Source organism: Mesorhizobium sp. M0011, from assembly GCF_040324155.1.
In the GTDB taxonomy this organism is placed as follows: Bacteria; Pseudomonadota; Alphaproteobacteria; order Rhizobiales; family Rhizobiaceae; genus Mesorhizobium.
In genome coordinates this window covers 12,572-31,403 of the sequence record NZ_JAMYVQ010000027.1, presented here as the reverse complement: position 1 = coordinate 31,403, position 18,832 = coordinate 12,572, and the positions used below count along the sequence as shown (strand labels likewise).

General features: G+C 63.3%; 19 protein-coding genes. 3 read left to right on the top strand and 16 right to left on the bottom strand.

Going from position 1 to position 18,832, the window contains the following annotated elements:
- Nucleotides 1-7: 7 nt before the first annotated feature.
- The 5 genes from NKK51_RS24795 to NKK51_RS24775 form a co-directional block, all read right to left on the bottom strand.
- Nucleotides 8-1,120 carry a mandelate racemase/muconate lactonizing enzyme family protein gene (locus tag NKK51_RS24795; protein ID WP_352554905.1) on the bottom strand — a complete coding sequence of 371 codons (1,113 nt, stop codon included), beginning with the start codon at nt 1,118-1,120 and terminating at the stop codon, nt 8-10.
- 5 nt (nt 1,121-1,125) lie between these two features.
- Entirely contained in the window at nt 1,126-2,223 is a 1,098-nt protein-coding gene (locus tag NKK51_RS24790; RefSeq protein ID WP_352554904.1) for an ABC transporter ATP-binding protein, read from the bottom strand.
- A gap of 4 nt (nt 2,224-2,227) precedes the next feature.
- Entirely contained in the window at nt 2,228-3,094 is an 867-nt protein-coding gene (locus NKK51_RS24785; protein ID WP_352554903.1) for a carbohydrate ABC transporter permease, read from the bottom strand.
- A gap of 2 nt (nt 3,095-3,096) precedes the next feature.
- Nucleotides 3,097-3,993, bottom strand: coding sequence for a carbohydrate ABC transporter permease (locus NKK51_RS24780; protein WP_352554902.1), 897 nt, complete (start codon nt 3,991-3,993; stop codon nt 3,097-3,099).
- Nucleotides 3,994-4,126: 133 nt separating this feature from the next.
- The gene (locus tag NKK51_RS24775; protein ID WP_128302351.1) at nt 4,127-5,446 is read right to left on the bottom strand and encodes an ABC transporter substrate-binding protein; all 1,320 of its coding nucleotides are present in this window, start codon (nt 5,444-5,446) and stop codon (nt 4,127-4,129) included.
- Between the two features lie 169 nt (nt 5,447-5,615).
- On the opposite strand from NKK51_RS24775, the gene NKK51_RS24770 reads away from it, so the two are divergent.
- Together NKK51_RS24770 and NKK51_RS24765 are read left to right on the top strand one after the other, a co-directional pair.
- Nucleotides 5,616-6,401, top strand: a complete 786-nt coding sequence (locus tag NKK51_RS24770; protein WP_023808863.1) for an IclR family transcriptional regulator — start codon at nt 5,616-5,618, stop codon at nt 6,399-6,401.
- A 65-nt stretch (nt 6,402-6,466) separates the two neighbouring features.
- Nucleotides 6,467-7,306, top strand: coding sequence for an amidohydrolase family protein (locus NKK51_RS24765; RefSeq protein ID WP_352554901.1), 840 nt, complete (start codon nt 6,467-6,469; stop codon nt 7,304-7,306).
- A 9-nt stretch (nt 7,307-7,315) separates the two neighbouring features.
- Here NKK51_RS24765 and NKK51_RS24760 read toward each other — a convergent pair whose 3' ends face one another.
- The 8 genes from NKK51_RS24760 to NKK51_RS24725 form a co-directional block, all read right to left on the bottom strand.
- Nucleotides 7,316-8,287, bottom strand: coding sequence for an ABC transporter permease (locus NKK51_RS24760; protein WP_352554900.1), 972 nt, complete (start codon nt 8,285-8,287; stop codon nt 7,316-7,318).
- Between the two features lies 1 nt (nt 8,288).
- Nucleotides 8,289-9,239, bottom strand: coding sequence for an ABC transporter permease (locus NKK51_RS24755; protein WP_352554899.1), 951 nt, complete (start codon nt 9,237-9,239; stop codon nt 8,289-8,291).
- Nucleotides 9,236-9,994, bottom strand: coding sequence for an ATP-binding cassette domain-containing protein (locus NKK51_RS24750; protein ID WP_352554898.1), 759 nt, complete (start codon nt 9,992-9,994; stop codon nt 9,236-9,238). The genes NKK51_RS24755 and NKK51_RS24750 overlap by 4 nt, the downstream gene beginning before the upstream one ends.
- On the bottom strand, nt 9,987-10,724 hold the full coding sequence (locus tag NKK51_RS24745; RefSeq protein ID WP_352554897.1) for an ATP-binding cassette domain-containing protein: 738 nt from the start codon (nt 10,722-10,724) through the stop codon (nt 9,987-9,989). The genes NKK51_RS24750 and NKK51_RS24745 overlap by 8 nt, the downstream gene beginning before the upstream one ends.
- 72 nt (nt 10,725-10,796) lie before the next feature.
- Complete coding sequence (locus tag NKK51_RS24740) at nt 10,797-11,984, bottom strand: ABC transporter substrate-binding protein (RefSeq protein ID WP_352554896.1); 1,188 nt, start codon at nt 11,982-11,984, stop codon at nt 10,797-10,799.
- 25 nt (nt 11,985-12,009) lie between these two features.
- Nucleotides 12,010-13,179, bottom strand: coding sequence for an extracellular solute-binding protein (locus NKK51_RS24735; RefSeq protein WP_352554895.1), 1,170 nt, complete (start codon nt 13,177-13,179; stop codon nt 12,010-12,012).
- Nucleotides 13,176-14,336, bottom strand: coding sequence for a CaiB/BaiF CoA transferase family protein (locus NKK51_RS24730; protein WP_023808856.1), 1,161 nt, complete (start codon nt 14,334-14,336; stop codon nt 13,176-13,178). The genes NKK51_RS24735 and NKK51_RS24730 overlap by 4 nt, the downstream gene beginning before the upstream one ends.
- A 1-nt stretch (nt 14,337) precedes the next feature.
- A complete protein-coding gene (locus NKK51_RS24725; RefSeq protein WP_352440082.1) occupies nt 14,338-14,889 on the bottom strand; it encodes a MaoC family dehydratase in 552 nt (183 codons plus the stop codon).
- A 199-nt stretch (nt 14,890-15,088) separates the two neighbouring features.
- Between NKK51_RS24725 and NKK51_RS24720 the strand changes: the two genes are divergently transcribed.
- Nucleotides 15,089-16,186, top strand: coding sequence for a lactonase family protein (locus NKK51_RS24720; protein ID WP_352554894.1), 1,098 nt, complete (start codon nt 15,089-15,091; stop codon nt 16,184-16,186).
- A gap of 41 nt (nt 16,187-16,227) precedes the next feature.
- On the opposite strand, the gene NKK51_RS24715 is transcribed toward NKK51_RS24720, so the two are convergent.
- The 3 genes from NKK51_RS24715 to NKK51_RS24705 form a co-directional block, all read right to left on the bottom strand.
- Nucleotides 16,228-17,214, bottom strand: coding sequence for a Tim44 domain-containing protein (locus tag NKK51_RS24715; RefSeq protein ID WP_352554893.1), 987 nt, complete (start codon nt 17,212-17,214; stop codon nt 16,228-16,230).
- 67 nt (nt 17,215-17,281) lie between these two features.
- Nucleotides 17,282-17,584: a TFIIB-type zinc ribbon-containing protein gene (locus NKK51_RS24710; RefSeq protein ID WP_352554892.1), complete on the bottom strand. Its 303-nt coding sequence runs from the start codon at nt 17,582-17,584 to the stop codon at nt 17,282-17,284.
- Between the two features lie 194 nt (nt 17,585-17,778).
- Nucleotides 17,779-18,768 carry a zinc-dependent alcohol dehydrogenase family protein gene (locus tag NKK51_RS24705; protein WP_352554891.1) on the bottom strand — a complete coding sequence of 330 codons (990 nt, stop codon included), beginning with the start codon at nt 18,766-18,768 and terminating at the stop codon, nt 17,779-17,781.
- Nucleotides 18,769-18,832: the final 64 nt, after the last annotated feature.

Below are 18,832 nucleotides of genomic sequence, written 5' to 3'. Positions count from 1 at the left end.
CATTCTCCTATTTCGTGATCGCCGTGGTGAATTCGGCGATGCTCATGGCCTTGACCGCGTCCCAGTCCCAATCGATGCCGATGCCGGGTTCGTCGGGCGCCAGCGCCTGGCCATCCTCAATGCGGAGGCGCTTGCCGGTCAACTGGTCGAGTTGCGGAATGTACTCGACATATCGGCCGTTCTGAACAGCGCAGGTCAGGCTGACATGCAGCTCCATCAGGAAATGCGGGCAGACCGGAATGTCGAAGGCCTCCGCCGCGTGGGCGATCTTGAGCCAGGGTGTGATGCCGCCGATGCGGCCGACATCGACCTGCACGATCGAGCAGGCGCCTTTCTGCATGTATTCACGGAAATGGCGAATGGAGTAGAGCGACTCGCCGATCGCGATCGGCGTCGGCGTCGAGTTCGACAACCGCACATGCCCGTCAATATCGTCGGCCGGCAGCGGCTCCTCGATCCAGGCGAGATCGAGCTCGCGCAGCCTTGCCGCGCGCCGGATCGCCTCGTCGACCGAGAATCCCTGATTGGCGTCGGTCATGATCTCATAGCCGTCGCCGACCGCCTTGCGCACCGCCGACAAGCGGGCAAGATCTTCCGAGCCGTGTGGCCTGCCGATCTTCACCTTCGAGCCGCGAAAGCCCTTGGTCTTGGCGGCCAGTGCGTCATCGACAAGTGCTGCCGTCTCGATGTGCAGCCAGCCGCCTTCGGTCGTGTAAAGCGGGCAACGGTCCTTGGCGCCGCCAGCCAGCTTCCACAAAGGCAGGTTCTGCTTCTTTGCCCGTAGGTCCCACAGTGCTGTATCGATCGCCGCGATGGCGATGGCGGTGATGGCGCCGATGGTCGTGGCATGCGTGGCGAATTCGAGATCATGCCAGATCGCCTCGATCATGTCGGGGTCGCGGCCGATCAGGCGCGGCACCAGATGGTCGGACAACAGCCGCATCACTGACGAGCCGCCGGTGCCGATCGTGTAGCTGTAGCCGGTGCCGACCGCACCGTCGGAATCGGTGATGGTGACGATAGGCGTTTCCTGGCTGACGAAGCTCTGGATGGCGTCGGTGCGCTTGACCTTGGGCACAAGGTCCACCATCCGAAGGTCGACTTTCTCAATTTTGGCCATGCCGATCAGCTCCGCAATGTCTTTCCGGTCTCAGTGGCAAACAGATGCGCCTGCGACATGTCGAGGCTCATGGCGACCCGCTCGCCCGGCCTCAATGGCCTCGGGTTCAGCATGCGCGACACCCAGTCCGTACCGTTGAATTCGACGAATACCAGCGTCTCGTTGCCGAGCGGTTCGGTCACCGTGATCGGCAGTTCGATCTGGTGCACGTCTGCCGCGCCACCGGAGCTGATGCCATGACCCGTCGGATAGATGTCGTCCGGCCGCAGCCCGAACACCACCTTGTCGCCGGTCGCGACATTGGCCTTGAACTGGCCGGGCAAGGGCAACTTCTCGCCGCTGGCAAAAACCATCTGGCCGCCGTCGATCGTCGCCTCATGCAGGTTCATCGGCGGTGAGCCGATGAATCCGGCAACGAAGCGGGTTGCCGGCCGCCGGAAAACCTCGTCGGGCGTACCGACCTGTTCGATATGGCCGTCGCGCATGATGACGATGCGATCGGCCAGCGTCATCGCTTCGACCTGGTCGTGGGTGACGTAGATCACCGTCGACTGCACCTTGGCATGCAGCTTCTTGATCTCGGTGCGCATCTGCGTGCGCAATTTGGCGTCGAGATTGGAAAGCGGCTCGTCGAACAGGAAGACGTCTGGATCGCGCACGATGACGCGGCCCATGGCGACGCGCTGGCGCTGACCGCCGGACAGTTGTGAGGGGCGGCGATCGAGCAACGTGTCGAGGCCGAGGATGGCCGAGGCTTCGGCGACACGGCGGTCCATGTCTTCCTTGGCGGCACCGGCGATCTTCAGCGAGAAGCCGAGATTTTCGCGCACCGTCATGTGCGGATAGAGCGCATAGGACTGGAACACCATCGAGATGTTGCGCGAGCGCGGCGGCAGGTCGTTGACGACGCGCCCGCCGATCTCGATCGAGCCGGCACTGATCTCTTCCAGCCCGGCGATCATGCGCAGCGTCGTCGACTTGCCGCAGCCGGACGGGCCGACCAGCGCGATGAATTCGCGGTCGGCGATGTCGAGATCGATGCCGTGCACGATCCCGATGTTGCCGTAGCGCTTGGTCAGCTTGGTGAGGGTAACGGTTGCCATGGTATCAGCCTTTCACCGCGCCGGAGGTCAGGCCGCCGACAAGGTGTTTCTGGACGACGTAGGTGAGGGTGAGCGCCGGAATGATCATCACCACGGCCAGCGCGCACATGCCACGCCAATCGATGGTGAACTCGGCCGTGTAATCGAGCAGGCCGACCGGCAGCGTCTTGGCGCTCACCGAGCGGGTCAGCTGCGAGGCCAGCGCGAACTCGTTCCAGCAGGTCAGGAAGGCGAAGATGGCGGCCGAAGCGATGCCCGGTCCGGCAAGCGGGAACTCGACCTGCCAGAACGCCTGCCAGCGCGTGCAGCCATCGATCTGCGCCGCCTCCGCGAGGTCCTTGGGCACCTGGCGGAAGAAGCCGTCGATCAGCCAGATGGTGAACGGCACGTTGAGCGCGACATAGGCAAGGATCAGCCCGAAATGCGTGTCGATGATGCCAAGCCGCACATAGAGGAAGAACAGCGGTAGCGAGAGCGCAATGCCCGGCACGGTGCGCGTCAGCATCAGGCTGAGGAAGACGCTGGATTTGCCGCGGAAGCGGTAGCGCGCGAAGGCATAGCCGCCGGCCATGCCGATGGCCACCGCAATGACTGTCGAGGTCACCGAGATGATCAGCGAGTTGCGGAAATATTCGATGACAGGGATGCCGCCCTTGCCGATGCCTGAGAACATGGCGACATAAGCGTCGAACGAGATCTCCTGAGGGATCCACACCGGTGGCTTGGCCATGATCTCGACCGCCGGCCGCAGCGACGAGATGACGATCCACAGGCCCGGCAGGCAGATCGTCAGCATCGCCAGGAACAGGCCGATGCGATAGACGATGCCCAGCAGCCGGCGCTTCAGGCGGGCGGAAGAATTCTCGTCCATCTTCACCACTCCGCACCGATCTGCGTGCGCGCCGCGGCGAGCTTGTTGAAGAAGTAGACGGTGAAGGCAATCGACAGCAGGATCGAGAAATAGGCCATGGCGTTGGCCATGCCCATGCGCCCGTCGCTGTAGGCGGTGCGGACCACCAGGGTCCAAAGCAGTTCCGTGCGGCCCGCCGGTCCGCCATCGGTCATGATCTTGACGATGTCATAGGCGCGCGCCACGTCGAGCGAACGGATGGTCATGGCGATGTAGGCGAAGGGCATGACGAACGGCCACGTCACATAGCGGAATGTCTGCCACGGCGTGCAGCCGTCGACCCGCGCCGCCTCGATCGGCTCCTTGGGCATGGCGAGCAGGCCGGCGAGGATCAGGATGGCGAAGATCGCCGTCGACGACCAGATCTCGGCGATCGAGATGGCGATGAAGGCGAGATGGCCCTCGATCAGCCACGGTATGGCGTCCCTGGTGATGCCGAGCGACTGCAAGGCATTGTTCACCAGGCCGATATTGTCGTTAAACATAAACTTGAACTGGAAGCCGACGAGGATCGGCGAAAACATCATCGGAAACATCATCAGCGTGCGCAGGATGCGCTGGCCGCGTGTCGCTTTCTCGACCAGCATGGCAAGCCCAAGGCCAAGCAGCATTTCGAGATTGAGCGCGATGGTCAGCAGCAGCACCGTGCGACCGAACGCCCACCAGAAATCAGTGTTGGACAGGATCGAAAGATAGTTCCGAATGCCGATGAAGACGTAGAACGTTTCGGGCCGCGTCAGGCGGAACGGCGTGAAGCTGGAGTAAAGGGACAACAGCAACGGCACAACGACAACCGCCGCCAGCACGATCATGGCCGGAAGCAGCAGCAGGAATGGCGCGGATGGCTTGAAGCCCTTCATCAGAATCCTTGAGGTGTTTGCATTTGGACGGCCGTGAGTGGGCCGGGGGCGATGGGTTAGCGTAAATCGCTGGCCGCGAAACACGATCGCCTCCCCCATTTCCGATGGGGGAGGCAGCCTTGGGAGCCCGTTTCTAGAGCTTGCCGGCGTCCTGGAGGATTTGCGTCGCCTTGGCGGCCGCATCGTCCAGTGCCTGCTTGGAGGTCTTGTCACCGAGGATCGCCGCCTGCAATTCGGGATAGACGGCGTTCGAGATCTCGATCCATTCAGGCGTCTGCGGCACGGCAAACGCGTGCTTGGCCTCTTCCTGGAAGGCGGTAAGAACCTCCTTCTTGTAAGGATCGTTTTCGGCCTGCTTCAAATCCCAGTCCCACACCGCGGTGCGGGTCGGCAGCGGGCCTGCGGCGGCCTCGAGCTTCTGGCTGTCTTCGTTGGTCAGCCACCACACCAGGGAAGCCGCGGCCTCCTTGTTGGGGCAATTCTCGGTCACCGAGAAGCCATGGAAACCCGACCAGCCGGTGCGTTTGCCGGACGAGCCCTTCGGCGCGACTTTCACGCCGACATTGCCGGCGACCTTCGACGACTTCGGATCGTTGAAGAAGCCAGCCCAGCCCGGCCAGTCCAGGTTGATGGCGACGGTGCCGGACGCAAAGCCCTGGCCGAGATCGTCCCAGAGATAGTTGGTGGTTCCGGCCGGTACGGCCTTGGCCTTGTAGAGGTTGACGAACCAGTCGAGCGCCCGGATGCCGGCCTCGGAATTGAAGACCGGCTTGCCGTCCTTGTCGAGATACTCGCCGCCTTCAGCGACAACCATCTCGTAGAAGCGGCCGTTGATCGCCTCTTCCTTGCCGGCGAACTGCGTGCCGTAGAAATTGGGTGGGTTGGCGAAGAACTGGGCCTGGTCGGTCACTTCCTTCCAGGTGTCCGGCGGCACCAAATCATAGCCGTACTTCGCCTTGAACTTGGTCTTGTTGTCGGCGTTCTCGTACAGGCTCTTCTGGTAGTAGAGCGCCGAAACGTCGAACTGCGCACGCGGCAGCATCTCCAGCTTGCCGTCGATGGTTGCGGACGTGATCGTCGACGGCACGAAAGCGTCGATCTCTTCCTTGGGCAGCAATTTGCTGAGGTCGGTGTAAAGGCCCGTATATTGCGGCGCAAAGGACGAATGGTTCCAGCCGACGCACCAGTTGGTGCTGCCCGAGGCGATGTCGGACTTGAGCTCCTTGTCGATGTCGAAGCCGTTCTTCTTGGTCAGGATGTTGACCTTGGCGCCGGTCGCCTTCTCCCATTCGGGAATGCGCTCGTAGAGCTTTTCATATTGCTGGCCGCCGATCAGCTTCACGTCGACGGTCACGCCTTCGAACTTGCCGGGCAGGTCGCCGGCAAGGGCAGCGCCCGCACCTGACGCGAGCAACAATGCACCGGCGCACACGCCGGACAGCAGTCTGTTCATCGGTATCCTCCCTTGGTGCCGCCTCCGCGGCGACCGCAACTCGTCTGATGACAAGAAGTGCTACATTCATATACAAACAAAACATTCATAGACACGTCAAGGCGAAATTTGTTTCCGCCGCGCACGTTCCTGCGTATATGAAGGGTGAAATTCACTGGAGGATGAGCCCATGGACGACAGCGAAGACGAGCGCTATCGCGCGCCGGCGCTCGACAAGGGGCTCGATATCCTTGAACTGCTGGCGGGCGTCGACGGCGGCCTGACCCAGGCAGAAATCGCCAAGAAACTCGACCGCAGCCCCAACGAATTCTACCGTATGCTCGACCGGCTGGTGCGGCGCGGCTATGTCACCAGGCTCGACGGCGACCGCTATTCGCTGACGCTCAAGCTGTTCGGTCTGGCACAGTTGCACGCGCCGGTTCGGCGGCTGGTCTCCTATGCGACGCCGCTGATGCGTGAGCTTGCCGAGACATCGCAGCAGGCCAACCAACTCGTTGTTTTTGATCGCGGTTCTGCCGTCGTCATCGGCCAGCAAGAAGCACCGAACTACTGGGGCATATCGATCCGGGTCGGCTCCCATATCAGTCTGTTCGACACCGGCTCGGGACATGTGCTGCTCGCTTTCCGCTCACCGGAAGAGCGCCAGATGATGATTTCCGAACACGTCCGCAGCACCGACAAGACGGCGCAATCGACCGAGTTCTTCACCCGTCTCGACCAGATCCGCGACCGTGGCTACGAGATGATGGCCTCGATGCAGACAGCCGGCGTCTTCAACCTGTCCGCCCCGGTGCGCAGTTCCGACGGCAAGGCGATCGCCGCGCTGTCGATTCCCTACATCACCGTGGTCAACGCGCCTTCCGCGCCCGACATCACCAGGACGATCGAACTGTTGCTGGCAACGTGTGAAAAGCTGTCGCACCTTGCTGGATCAGCAGTCGGCTCATCGGTGTGAATTCTTATTTGAATGAAGAATTCCCTCGTGAGATGATTTGAAAAGCCAGAGGGAGGAGCCTCACCATGATCATCGATACCCATCTTCACCTGATCGATCGCTCGGCCCTGCGCTATCCCTGGCTCGCCGGCGTGCCGGCGCTCAACCGCGATTTCTCCTATGAGGAATACGCCGTGGAGGCGCAGCGTGTCGGCGTAGGGCGTGTGCTGCATATGGAGGTCGATGTCGATGCGGCCGACATCGAAGCCGAGACCGCTCGTGTGGAAGGACTGTCACGGCAGTCCGGCAGCATGCTGGCCGGGGTGATCGCGTCCTGCCGTCCTGAGGAAGGGGACTTCGCGGCCTATCTCGAACGGCAGCGGGCAAACCCGTTCGTAAAAGGCTTTCGCCGCGTCCTCCACGTCGTGCCCGACGAGCTCTCGGAAGGTGCGGTGTTTCGCGCCAGCATCAAGCGGCTTGGCGGCACCGGCCTGACCTTCGATCTCGTCGTGCTGCCGCACCAGATCCCCAAGGCGATTGCGCTGGCCGACCTGGCGCCCGATGTGACGTTCGTCCTCGATCACTGCGGCGTACCCGACATCAAGGGCGGAGCCGAACATCCATGGCGCGAGCATATGAGCGAGATCGCGCGGCGCCCGAATGTCATGGCCAAGATATCCGGCGTCGTCGCCTATGCCGATGCCGGCAGCTGGACGGTCGAGACGCTGCGGCCGTACGTCGAGCACACTATCAGTTCATTCGGCTGGGACCGCGTCGTCTGGGGCAGCGACTGGCCGGTCTGCACGCTAGGCGGCGGCCTGTCGACCTGGGTGGCGGCGACCCATGCATTGCTCTCGGGCTGCAGCATTGCCGAGCGCGACAGGCTGTTGTCCGGCAATGCCCGCAAGCTGTGGCGGCTCGACTGACTGGTCCTTTCAGATGGTTGTCGAGACGTGCCGTTCGCGGCCATAGAGCGAAACCAGCAGCACGATGACGAAGCCGAGCGCGGCCTGCACCGCTGCGGGCTGGAAGCCGAGGCCGATCAGCAGCGTGTTGATCTCGGTCAGCACCAGCACGCCGGCGATCGTGCCGAGATAGCTTCCCCGGCCGCCGACAAGTGCTGCACCTCCTACGACGACCGCCGCGATGGTCTGGAACAGATAGGGCTGGCCGACATCGCCATAGGCCGAACCGGTGAAGCCGAGCAGCAGCACTCCTGCCACGGCGGCGAAGAAAGCGCTTGCCGCATAGGTGACGACCCACATGCGAACCGGGTCGATCAGCGCCAGCGGCGCCGCGCCCGGATTGCTGCCCAGCGCGTAAAGCCGGCGGCCATAGGGCGTTCGCTCCAGCACCAGGACGACGAGTGCCGCCAGCACGACAAGGCTCGGCACCAGCCACGGCACCGGCAGCGGTCCGGCCGATCCGCCGATCGAGACGAAGCTGGATACCGCTTGCGGTGCGGAGCCTGACGGGAAACCCGCCGTCCACAACAGCACCAGCCCTTGCACGACCATGCCGATGCCGAGCGTGACGATGAGCGGCTGGATGTCGAGGCTGCGCGAGATCAGCCCGTTCAGCCCGCCGATGATGATCGCCAGCACGCCGACAAGGCCGCAGACCAGGACAAAATTCCAGCCATCGCCATAAAGCTGCGCCGCCACGACATTGGCAAAGCCGATGACGAAGGGGATCGACAGGTCGATGCCGCCCATGATGACGACCAGCGTCTGGCCGATCGAGGCGACGGCAAGCAGCGAAGCGAGCACCAGCATGGCGCGCACCGCAAACGGCGAGGAGTAGCCAGGAATGAGAACCGTACCGGCAAGGTGCAGAAGGACGGCGACACAGAAGGCCCCGACGACGCGGGCGTTGGTTGTCGCGAAGAGGTTTTGGCGCAAAACCATGTCAGCGTCTCCCCATGGCAAGACGTTCCTGCAGCGCTGTCAGCATCACGGCCAGCACCAGTATGGCGCCATAGGCGATCTGCAGCACGAAGGTCGAGACGTTGAACGTCGTCAGCACGCTTTGCAGCAGGAAGATATCGATGGCGCCGATCGCGGCACCCGCGACCCCGCCACGCCCGCCGGCCAGGCTGACGCCACCGAGTGCTACGGCGGCAATGGCGATCAGCGTGTAGGTCGGCCCGATATTGGGGTCGGCGGAGCCGATCAGCGCGGTCAGCATCAGCCCGGCGCATCCGCTGAAGATGCCGGTCATGACATAGGCGATGAAGCGCACGCGCGTGACATCGACGCCGGCGGTGTAGGCGGCCCGGTCGTCGCTGCCGACCGCCATCAGCTGGTCGTAATAAGGCGTACGCCGCACCAGCCACCAGGCAATGAACATCAGTGCCAGCGGCAGCATCGACAGCGGGCCGGACAGTGCCTTGAGCCAGGCCGGCGCCGGGCCGATTGGCGCCGGCAGGATGGTCAGCGTCACGCCGGTCAGGATCAAATAGGTGCCGAGCGTGGCGACGATCGGCTGGATGCGCACGATTGTCGCCAGAAAGCCGTTCGCAGCACCCACCAGCGCGCCGACGAGCAGCGCCGCCGGAACGAGCACCAGGGGTGATGAGATGCCGGCGCCGAGGAACAGCACCTGGATCGTCAAAGCGTTGACGAAGCCCATCAATGGCCCGACCGAGATGTCGATGCCGCCACGCCCGGCGAGGATGACAGGCGTGGACGCAATGGCCGCACCGATCAAGGGCGCCGCCAAGCCAACCAGCGCGCCCCAGGATCCAGGCTGGAACCGTCCGGGGCTGAGAATAAGATTGATCGCAAGCAACAAGATCAGCAGGACGACGGCGAAACCGACGCTTCGCCCAAGTGACAGGAGGCGGGAGATCTGGCTCATGCCGGACGTCCGAACATGGCCAATATCACGCTGTCGGTGGTGAGCGCATCGCCGGCGATCTCGGCGGCGACTTCATTCTCACGGAACACCAGCACGCGCTGGCACAGGAGAAGAATCTCCTCGATCTCGCTGGACAGGATGACGAGCCCCATGCCGCCGGCCGCCAGCCCGCGAAACACGTCGTAGAGCACATGCCGCGTCGCCACGTCGACGCCACGCGTCGGATCGTTGAGGAGCAGGATCGCGGGCTCCAGCGCCAAGGCACGCGCCAACAGCACCTTCTGCTGGTTGCCGCCCGAAAGAGTGGTGATCGGCGCATCGGGCCGGGGCGCCACTATCGAGAGTTTTTCGCGATAGAAGTCGTAGCGCGCCTTGCGTGCCGACGGGCTGATTAGCCCGAGCCGCGTGTCGCGCGACAAGGTCGAGACGGCGAAATTGTCGAGCACCGACTGTGTCGGGAAAATGCCGTTGGCGCGTCGGTCGCGCGGCAAATACGCGATGCCGCTGGCGACAGCCTTGCGAAACCCGGTAATCTTTCGGGAGGCATCCGATGAACCGAGTTCGATCGAGCCGCCATGGGGCGGTTCCAGGCCGGCAAGCATCTTGAGAAACAGCTCCTGGCCATGACCATCGAGACCGGCAAGCCCGACGATCTCACCCGGAGCGATTGCCTGCGTGATCGGGCTGGCGCCGGGCGCGATGACAAGGTCCCGAACGGCAAGACCACCAAAATCGAGGGCGGCGCGATCAGCCATGCTGCAGCTCCGCCGCCGTGCGTGGCGCCATCGCCTTGAGAAGTTCAGCCGGCGTCGAAGCGCCGCGCTCCTCGGTGCGCACGACGCTGCCGCCGCGCAGGATCGAGATGCGATCCGACAGCGACATCACCTCGTCCATGCGGTGGGTGATGAACAGGATCAGGCAGCCTTCGCCGGCCAGCGCGCGCATCAGGGAAAAGACGGATTCGCGATCGGCGAAGTCGAGCGCGGCGGTGACCTCGTCGAGGATCAGGATCTTTGGGTTGCGCACGATCGCGCGGGCGAGAACGACCAATTGCTGCGCGGCAAGCGGCAGCAGGCCGGCTGGCTTGTCGAGGGGGACGTCGGTAACCGCGAAGCGCTTCAGCGCGGCTTTCGCCCGGTCACGGCGCTCGTTGCGGGGAACAGCGCGCCGGACCAGCCCGTCGAGGCCGAGCAGGATGTTATCGATGACGCTGCAGTCCGGCGCGATCAGCACCTCCTGGAACACCGTGGCAAAACCTTGCGCCTGGAAGGCCGAGGGCTTGGCACCCGAAAACGGCTTGCCTTGCAGCAGGATCGCGCCATTGTCCGGCTGGACGATGCCGGACAGCAGCTTGACCATCGTGCTCTTGCCCGAACCGTTCTCGCCCAGGATGGTGTGGATGGTTCCCGCCCGAAACGCGATCGATGCGTCCGCGAGCGCGATCGTCTCGCCATAGCGTTTGGATATGGTTTTGATTTCAAGCATGTCGCGTTTCGATGCTGGCAGGCCGGCTTCCCGAAAGGAGCCGGCCTGCTGAGAGGCTAGTTTCGCGCAGCGTTATTTTGCGCAGGCATCGGGCACCTTCGAATAATCCCAGCCCTTGGTCGGCGCCGGGTTCGAGAAATAGGCGTCGAGCCATTCCTCCGGCATCGGATCTTTCGGCGGGATCGGGAAGATCGACACCGCATCCGTCGTCATGCAGTCCTTGTACCAGGCACCGAGATCGGCGGTGTGGACAGGCGGGATCGGGATCAGCAGCGTGTTCAGCTTCGGCTTCTGTCCGTCGAGCATGCGCTCGCCGACGCGGAACAGTGTTTGCGCGGTCCAGTGCGGCAGCACCGCATGGCCTTCGAAGCGGTACTTGTCGGGGTTGGCCTTCCAGTAGCCCAGCGCGTCCCCGGTGATCGAGCCGGTGATCAATGGCGCCGGCCGGCCGGCTTCCGCGAAGGCTTCGGCAACGACACGGCTTTCGCTGCCTGTCGTCCACACCGCATCGATCGGCGCCGGGTTGGTGGCGATCGCCTGCAGCACCACGGTCTTGGTGACGTTGGCTGTCCAGTTGCCGTTGACGTTGCGCGAAATCTTCAGCTTCGGATTTTCGGCCAGCGCCTTGTCCGCGCCCTGGCGCTCCTGCACCACGATCGGGTGTCCGGCGATGCCTTCGACCAGAAGGATGCTGGCGCCGTCCGGCTGCGCCTTGGCGATCGCCGTCATCATGTCATAGCCCCAGCGCGCATAGTTGGAATCGACATTGATCGCGTTGGGGCTCGTCACCGAGCCGGCCGCTGTGATGAACGGAATGCCGGACTTGGCGGCAGCGTCGATTGCATCGTCGAGCGCCGTTGCCGAGCCCGGGATCGAGGTGATGATCGAGCATTTCTTGTCGATGAAGGCGCGGATCTGATTGATCTGCTGGCTGGCGTCGTTGTTGGAGTCCGACACCTCGAAGCTGGAGACGGTGCCGTCGGCGATCAGCCCGTCGACTAGCCGCTTCAACTCCTTGGTCACCGTGACCCGCCACGGATTGCCCTGGTAGGATTCCGAGTGGCACCACTTCCACGGTTTCGGCGGCGCGGTGAAATTGTCCCAGGCCGAAGGCAGCACCTTCTGGGGCGCGCCGTCATACTGCGCCTTGAGTTCGGTCGGCAGCCCGCCGATGACGCCTTGCACATCCTGGGCAAAGGCGGCCGTTGCAAGCGAGGCAAGCGCCGTTGCGGCCAGCAGGCCGCGGATCATTCCTGTCATCTTGTTCTCCTCCGTTCGGTTTGGTTCAGGCTCCTCCACCGGCAGCGCCGGACACCTGCGCCGGGGAACTTTCCCGAAACAGGCGATTAAGATCGGCAACGACCTCGGCGGCATTGTGCCGGGATGTCATGCCGGAAAGGATGCGTTCGGATGCGGCCTGCTGGAACGCCATGTAGCCGTCATGGCGCGGCCGCACCCATGCACCCTCCAGCGTCGCGCGCGTGTCCCGGTAGAAATTGCCGGTCGCTTCATTGACGGCCTGATCTTCCCAGGCCGCTGCATGGCCGGGCTGGCCGCCGGCGGCGGCATAGGCGCCGCGCTGGACATCGCCGCTCGAGACCCAATAGGCAAAGTCGATCGCGGCATCCCTGGCTTTGGAAAAGGCTGATACGGCTATGCCGGTGCCGCCGAGCGCCGAACCGATCGGGCCGCCGGAACCGATGACCGGAACATCGGCAAAGGCCAGCCGGTTCGCCCGAAAGCCAGTCGTCGCATAGGAAACATAGCCATAGATCAGTGGCGCGCAGACGAACCTGGAACCGGCCTCCGCCATGCGCTCCGAGACGGCAATCGGATCCATCTCCAAGCAAGCCGGATCAACGAGCGCTGCAATCTCGCGCATTGCTTCAAACACTTCGCTACCGGCGTCAACATCGATGAGATCGTGGGATGGATCGGTGGTGCAAGGACGGCCGAGATTGCCTGCGAATGTGTAAAACACCATCAACACGTGAGGCGGCCGCAGCGGCAGCAGCACACGGCCTTGCCGGGCGAGATCGAGCACCTCGCTCCAGCGCGCCGGTGGCGCCTCGATCGCATCCGGCCGCCATGCCTGGACCTGGGTTGCCGCATCGATCGGGAAAGCCCATTGCCGTCCTTGCCAGTTGTAGCTCGGATAGGACTGGCCGACGCTGCCCGAGGCAAGGGCCGTGCGTTCCGCCTCGCGTCCGGCGACATCCAGCGGCTCCAGGCAGCCTTCGGCCGTGATCTGGCCGACATGCGGATGGTCGATGACGATGAGATCATAGGCGCGCGCCAGTTCCTCGACCGGGAAGGATTCGAAATCCTGCAGCGAGCGCTTGTCCCATTCGATGGCAATACCGGTCTTCTGCTGCCACAGCGCCGAGCAGGCGACCATCGGATCGTAGCCACGCGGATGGCTCCAGGTCATGCCCTTGAGCTTGGGCACGCTCACAGGCCGAACTCCGCGCGGATGGCGGCACTGTGCTCGCCGATGCGCGGCGCCGCCCGATCAACCTTGGCCCTGATGCCATCGACCCGGAGCGGCGAACTCGTCGTGAGGATCGAGACGTCATCCTCGCGCGTCACCGTCTGCAGCATATCGAGCGATTGAAACCCCTCGCTTGCCAGCATCTCGGGCCAGGTCAGTACCTTGGCGCACCAGATGTCGGCCGGCTCGAGGATATCAAGCCATTCGTCGATGGTTTTGGTGGCGATCCGCTGCGCGATGATCGCCTTGATGTCGTCGCGCGCGGTGAACCACGATGCAGGCTTGTCGCGATAGGGTGCCAACTCGCTGAGCGACAAGAGGTCGGCCAGCTTGGGGATCGGCGTCATAGCGATGGCGAGGTAGCCGTCCTTGGCCGGGTAGACACCGTAAGGCGCCGACAGATAGGCATGCGCGCTGCGGAAGCTGGAGCGCCTGGGCAGCCGGCGGCCGTCATTGAGATGCGTCGTCAGCACCTCGAACTGGAAATCGACCAGCGCTTCCAGCAGGCTGGTTTCGATATGGCTGCCCTGACCGGTGATGCCGCGCCGCACCAGTGCGGCCAGAATGCCCTGCGCACAGGCGGCACCAGCCAGCATGTCGCCGATGGCGAGGCCGAACGGCACCGGTCCCTGATCCTCGTCGCCGTTCAGCCACATCACGCCGGAACGCGCCTGCGCCAAGAGATCCTGGCCGGGCCGTTTGACCCATGGCCCATCCTCGCCATAGCCGCTGATCGAAGCATAGACCAGCCGCGGGTTGATCTTGCGAACGGCCTCGTAGTCCAGGCCCAGCCGTTCGATGACGCCCGGCCGGAAATTCTGGATCAGCACGTCAGCCCTGGCCAGGAGGCCGCGCAACGCTTCGAGATCGGCCTCGTTCTTGAGGTCGATGGCAAGACTTTCCTTGGCCCGGTTGATGGCGTGGAAGATGGTGGAATCGCCGCCGATCTCGGTGTCGCTGAGATAGAGCCGGCGCGACAGGTCGCCGCCATCCGGACGCTCGATCTTGATCACGCGGGCACCGAGATCGAGCAGCCTGAGTGAGCAGTACGGGCCCGACAGGAACTGGCTCATGTCGACGACGACGAGACCGGCGAGCGGCAATTCGGCTGCTGCCGGCATGCTATTTCTCCGTCTTGCCGACGAAGTCGGCCGGGTTGCGGTACTTCACCGTCTGCAGATGCTCGCAATAGAGAACGAGCTCGCCTTCGCCCTTGAAAACCTCATAGCTGGCGCGGATCAGCCCCATCTCCTTGTAGCGGGGCTTCTTGTCGAGGTTGGAGCGGATCGAATAGATCGTGTCGCCAATGAAGACAGGCTTTATGAAACGGAGCTTGTCGTAGCCATAGGAAAAGGCATTGACGCAATTGGTGGCGACCAGGCCGAGGCCAGCCGAGAAGACAAAGGCGCCGGCGATCAGCCGCTTGCCGAAAATGCCTTCGCTCTCGGCAAATATCTGGTCCTGCACATAGGGGTGGATGTCGAGCACCAGCGTGTTGAACAAATGGCTATCGCCTTCGGCCATGGTCCGTCGCAACGAGCGGATCTTCTGCCCGACCGGCCAATCCTCATAGAACCAGTTTTCGGCGTTCCACACCGGCAGCGCGGCGTGCTCCTCGGGCATATTTTTTGGGTGCGTCGAGGCGACGCCGACGGTGGGCGCGAAATCGTTCATGGCCGGCACCGCCAGCCTTGTATGGGGCACGTCACAGCTGCCGGAAAACGCATCAAGGCGTCGAAATGCAAGACGTCTCCTCCCGTCAATCTTCTTTTGTAAATAGTATTTTCACATATGGGGTTGCGTTGCAAGCGTGAACAGGCGAAATTTTGGTTGCTCCCGCGCGCCGAAGCGCAGGCGGGCAGGGGAGGAAATCATGCGCAAGGATTGTCTGGTCTTTGTCGGCAGCCTGAACCGCGAGGCGCCGTATTTTCAGGGCGCTCGGGGCGTCGGTCTCGGCGTCTACAGCTTTGACGAGACGACGCTGGAAACACGAAAACTGGCCGAGACCAACGATGTCGACAATCCGACCTTCCTCTCGGTGACACCGGACGGCTCGCACATCTATGCCAATTCGGAAGTCTTCACCTGGCGCGAGGGCACCGTCTCCGCCTACAGCTTCGATCGAGCTTCTGGTACGCTCATTTATCTGAACAAGCAGCCGTCGCTCGGCAGCATCACCGCCCACAACACCATCACCCGCGACGGGACAAAACTGCTGGTCGCAAACTACGGCATGGGCGAGGGCGGCCCGGATCGCGCGGTGGCTGTCTATGGCTTCGAGGAGAATGGAGCGTTGTCAGCGCCGCTCGCCAGCGTTTCGCATGAGGGCAGCGGCCCGAATGCGGCGCGGCAGGAACGCTCGCATGCGCACAGCGTCACCGAAACCATCGGAGGTGGGACAGTCATCGTCGCCGACCTCGGCATCGACCGGCTGGTGTCTTACCGGATCGAGCGCGACGGCAATCTGGCCAAGCTAGCCGAATCTGCTTTGCCGCACGGCGCCGGCCCGCGCCATCTGGCGCTGCATCCGAACGAACGTTTCGTCTTTGTCATGAACGAATTGGATTCGACCATCGTGTCGATGGTACTGGACGAAGCCACGGGCAAGCTCTCGTTCATCGATGCCAAGCCGGCGGTGCCGGCCGAGGCACGCGACAGCAACCACTGCGCCGACATACAGATTTCCCCGGATGGCCGTTTTGTCTACGGCTCCAACCGTGGCCACGACAGCGTCGTCATCATGGCGGTCGACCAGCAGACAGGATCGCTGAGCCTCGTCGGCTACGTCCCTTGCGGCGGTGCGACGCCACGCAACCTCGCGCTGACGCCGTCAGGCGGCCATCTGTTTTCCGCCAACCAGAATGACGACCGCATCTCGATCTTCGCGCGCGACGCCGAGACCGGCATGCTCAGCGACACCAGGCGCGCCATCGAGATCGGCACGCCGATGTGCGTCAAGATCGTGCGCTGAACGCCCACAACTGTGAAGCCTTGGACAAAATCGCCCTGGGCTCAAGCCTGTTGTATCGCCGATAGCTTCCAATTCGAGCCATTCTCGCGCACGAATGTCCACAGCTCGGTCGTCTCTGTCGGATGATCATCGTCGCCCGCGACGACCTTGCCGCTGGCCCGTTCGCGCGTCACGTCACGAGACTCGTAGCGCAATGCGGCCGTGGCGTAGTCGTGGTCATCCTCACGCCAGCTTTCAGCGACGTCGGCCTGCAGCAAGGTGATGTCCGTTACCTCGTTCCTGAGACCTTTCTGGGCGTTGTCGGCCAGTTCTTCCGACAGATAGGACACCATTTCGGGGGTAACAGCCCGGCGCAGAGCGGCATGGTCTTCGCGCCCGAATGCTTCCTGGACATCGGTCAACAGCTGCTGGAATGCGTCGAGGTCGGTCTGAGCCAGCGTGATCTCATCGGAACCGATGGCCGGAGAGCTTCCGCCCGAACCACCGCCAAAGCCGGGAATTGTGAAGGAGCCTGCAGTCTGCTGCCCTGCCGTTGCGCGGTTCTCAAATTGCGAAGCCTGGGCATTGCCGGCACCGGCGAGCGCTGGCGCGGGACCACGCGCCGATTGCGAGCGGAAGAAGCGGATGGCCAGCATGATCGCGCCACCGATGAGCAGGGCCTGAAGCAGGAAACCGAACATGCCGGCCAGGCCGCCGAAGCCTTGGCCGACGAGCAGGCCGATCAGGCCGCCGAGCAGCAGGCCGCGCATCATCGTTCCACCGAAACCGCTCATGAAGCCGGGCCTCTGCGGGCCGGCCTGCGGCTGCCGGGCCGCGTTGTTCGCACCGGTGTTGGGCGTCATCGAACGCTCGACTGGAGCGGTCGGGGCCGGTGCGGTCCTGGTCGGCGGTGCCGATTGGAACGTGCGCATGCCACGACTGCCGAAACTGCCGCCGCGGCGCGCCTCGGCATGGTCTATCGCAACCATCGAAAACGCCAGGAACAGTCCTGCAAAGAGGGCTGCAAATCGGCTTGTACGGGAAGTCATCGGAGATGAACCTTTGTCTCTGCGGTTTCGGAAGTTTTCACCGCCGCCGGGTGCCGGCGTCATGCGGTCAATCGAACAACTCTTCGAAAAATGATTTCTTCCGCTTCGGATAGCGGTGGCCGTGGGAGCGGTAATAATCGTCGTCGCGGCCCTGGCCGTGTTGCGGCTGGGAGAATGCTGCCGGCTGTGGCTGCGGCGCGGGCGCCGCTTCCCTGCTGGAACGCTCGATGATCTTGTCGAGTTCTCCCCGATCAAGCCAGACGCCGCGGCACTGCGGACAGTAGTCGATTTCGATACCTTGGCGTTCGCTCATCACGAGCGCGACGCGGCAGGAGGGGCAAGTCATGCCAAGGAGGGAAGTAGATGTCATACGGGGCTCCAAACCGAAAAAGATTGAGCCCGCTTGACCGAAAACATGGAAACGAGCCCGTTAAAGCGGTCCGACATCACGATCGCCAAAAGCGATAGTCAGAGGGGCCCGGCCCGCGTGAGACAGTTAGGAATGCAACTCGGCGCCTTCAAGAGCGATATCGCCCCCAGGAACGATTTGTTTGTCAACTCCGCTCAAATCATCACCACGATTTTGCCGAACTGCTCGTTTGATTCCAGATACCGATGCGCTTCGACGATCTGGTCGAACGCAAAGGTCCGGTCGATGATCGGTCTTAGTGCCCCACTCTGCAGGCCTTCGACGATGAACGCCTTGGCGGCCTCCAGCTTCACCGGGTCGCCGGTGATCTCATGCACGAGGTAGCCGCGCAGTGTCAGCGTCTTGCTCAGCACCGCTGGCAGCGGGAATGGCGTCGGCGCGTGGCTCAGTCCGCCATATTCGATGAGGATGCCGCTATGCGACATGGCCGCCGTCAGCGGCTCGAAGATCGGGCCGCCGACCGCATCAAACACGACGCGCACGCCTCGCGGCCCGGCGATCTGGTTCAATCGCGCCGCCAGATCCTCCTCCGTCGAGGCCACGACGTCGGCCGCGCCGGCCTCGAGCAGCGCCCGCATCTTCGCCGATGTCCGCGTCACCGCGATCGCGGTCGCGCCGACCTTGTTGGCGATCTGGATCGCCGCAAGCCCGACACTGCTCGATGCTGCTGTGATGACGACGGCGTCTCCGCTGTGCAGCCCGGCGATGTCGATCAGCGCGCCATAAGCGGTGAGATATTGCATCCAGACCGCCGCTGCCGTTTGCCAGTCAAGCGACTGCGGATGCTTGACGACAAGTCGGGCGGGGTAGGTGGCAAGATCGCCATAGGCCGGCCAGCGGATCATCGATTGCGGCGGGATGACACTGACGCTGTCACCTGGCGCGAAATCCTTCACGCCGTCGCCAATAGTCTCGACGACACCCGCCGCTTCAAGACCAAGCCCCGAGGGGAGCGTCGGCGTCTCGATATAGGCCCCCGCGCGCAGCAGCGCTTCGGCGCGATTGAGGCCGAGTGCCTTGACCCGGATTTGAACTTCGCCCGGCCCCGGTGGGGAAAGCGCGACATCCTCGATGCGCAGAACCTCCGGGCCACCATGCTGGTGAAAGCGAACTACGCGTGTCATTCGGGATACTCCAAATCATCTGAACCGCATGAGCTATGCAGCTAGGCTTGCCGGGGATAAATGG

Excerpts from the sequence above, each read along its gene's own strand:
- NKK51_RS24795 (WP_352554905.1), bottom strand. The coding sequence starts at position 1,120 with ATGGCCAAAATTGAGAAAGTCGACCTTCGGATGGTGGACCTTGTGCCC.
- NKK51_RS24790 (WP_352554904.1), bottom strand. The coding sequence starts at position 2,223 with ATGGCAACCGTTACCCTCACCAAGCTGACCAAGCGCTACGGCAACATC.
- NKK51_RS24785 (WP_352554903.1), bottom strand. The coding sequence starts at position 3,094 with ATGGACGAGAATTCTTCCGCCCGCCTGAAGCGCCGGCTGCTGGGCATC.
- NKK51_RS24780 (WP_352554902.1), bottom strand. The coding sequence starts at position 3,993 with ATGAAGGGCTTCAAGCCATCCGCGCCATTCCTGCTGCTGCTTCCGGCC.
- NKK51_RS24775 (WP_128302351.1), bottom strand. The coding sequence starts at position 5,446 with ATGAACAGACTGCTGTCCGGCGTGTGCGCCGGTGCATTGTTGCTCGCG.
- NKK51_RS24770 (WP_023808863.1), top strand. The coding sequence starts at position 5,616 with ATGGACGACAGCGAAGACGAGCGCTATCGCGCGCCGGCGCTCGACAAG.
- NKK51_RS24765 (WP_352554901.1), top strand. The coding sequence starts at position 6,467 with ATGATCATCGATACCCATCTTCACCTGATCGATCGCTCGGCCCTGCGC.
- NKK51_RS24760 (WP_352554900.1), bottom strand. The coding sequence starts at position 8,287 with ATGGTTTTGCGCCAAAACCTCTTCGCGACAACCAACGCCCGCGTCGTC.
- NKK51_RS24755 (WP_352554899.1), bottom strand. The coding sequence starts at position 9,239 with ATGAGCCAGATCTCCCGCCTCCTGTCACTTGGGCGAAGCGTCGGTTTC.
- NKK51_RS24750 (WP_352554898.1), bottom strand. The coding sequence starts at position 9,994 with ATGGCTGATCGCGCCGCCCTCGATTTTGGTGGTCTTGCCGTTCGGGAC.
- NKK51_RS24745 (WP_352554897.1), bottom strand. The coding sequence starts at position 10,724 with ATGCTTGAAATCAAAACCATATCCAAACGCTATGGCGAGACGATCGCG.
- NKK51_RS24740 (WP_352554896.1), bottom strand. The coding sequence starts at position 11,984 with ATGACAGGAATGATCCGCGGCCTGCTGGCCGCAACGGCGCTTGCCTCG.
- NKK51_RS24730 (WP_023808856.1), bottom strand. The coding sequence starts at position 14,336 with ATGCCGGCAGCAGCCGAATTGCCGCTCGCCGGTCTCGTCGTCGTCGAC.
- NKK51_RS24725 (WP_352440082.1), bottom strand. The coding sequence starts at position 14,889 with ATGAACGATTTCGCGCCCACCGTCGGCGTCGCCTCGACGCACCCAAAA.
- NKK51_RS24720 (WP_352554894.1), top strand. The coding sequence starts at position 15,089 with ATGCGCAAGGATTGTCTGGTCTTTGTCGGCAGCCTGAACCGCGAGGCG.
- NKK51_RS24715 (WP_352554893.1), bottom strand. The coding sequence starts at position 17,214 with ATGACTTCCCGTACAAGCCGATTTGCAGCCCTCTTTGCAGGACTGTTC.
- NKK51_RS24710 (WP_352554892.1), bottom strand. The coding sequence starts at position 17,584 with ATGACATCTACTTCCCTCCTTGGCATGACTTGCCCCTCCTGCCGCGTC.
- NKK51_RS24705 (WP_352554891.1), bottom strand. The coding sequence starts at position 18,768 with ATGACACGCGTAGTTCGCTTTCACCAGCATGGTGGCCCGGAGGTTCTG.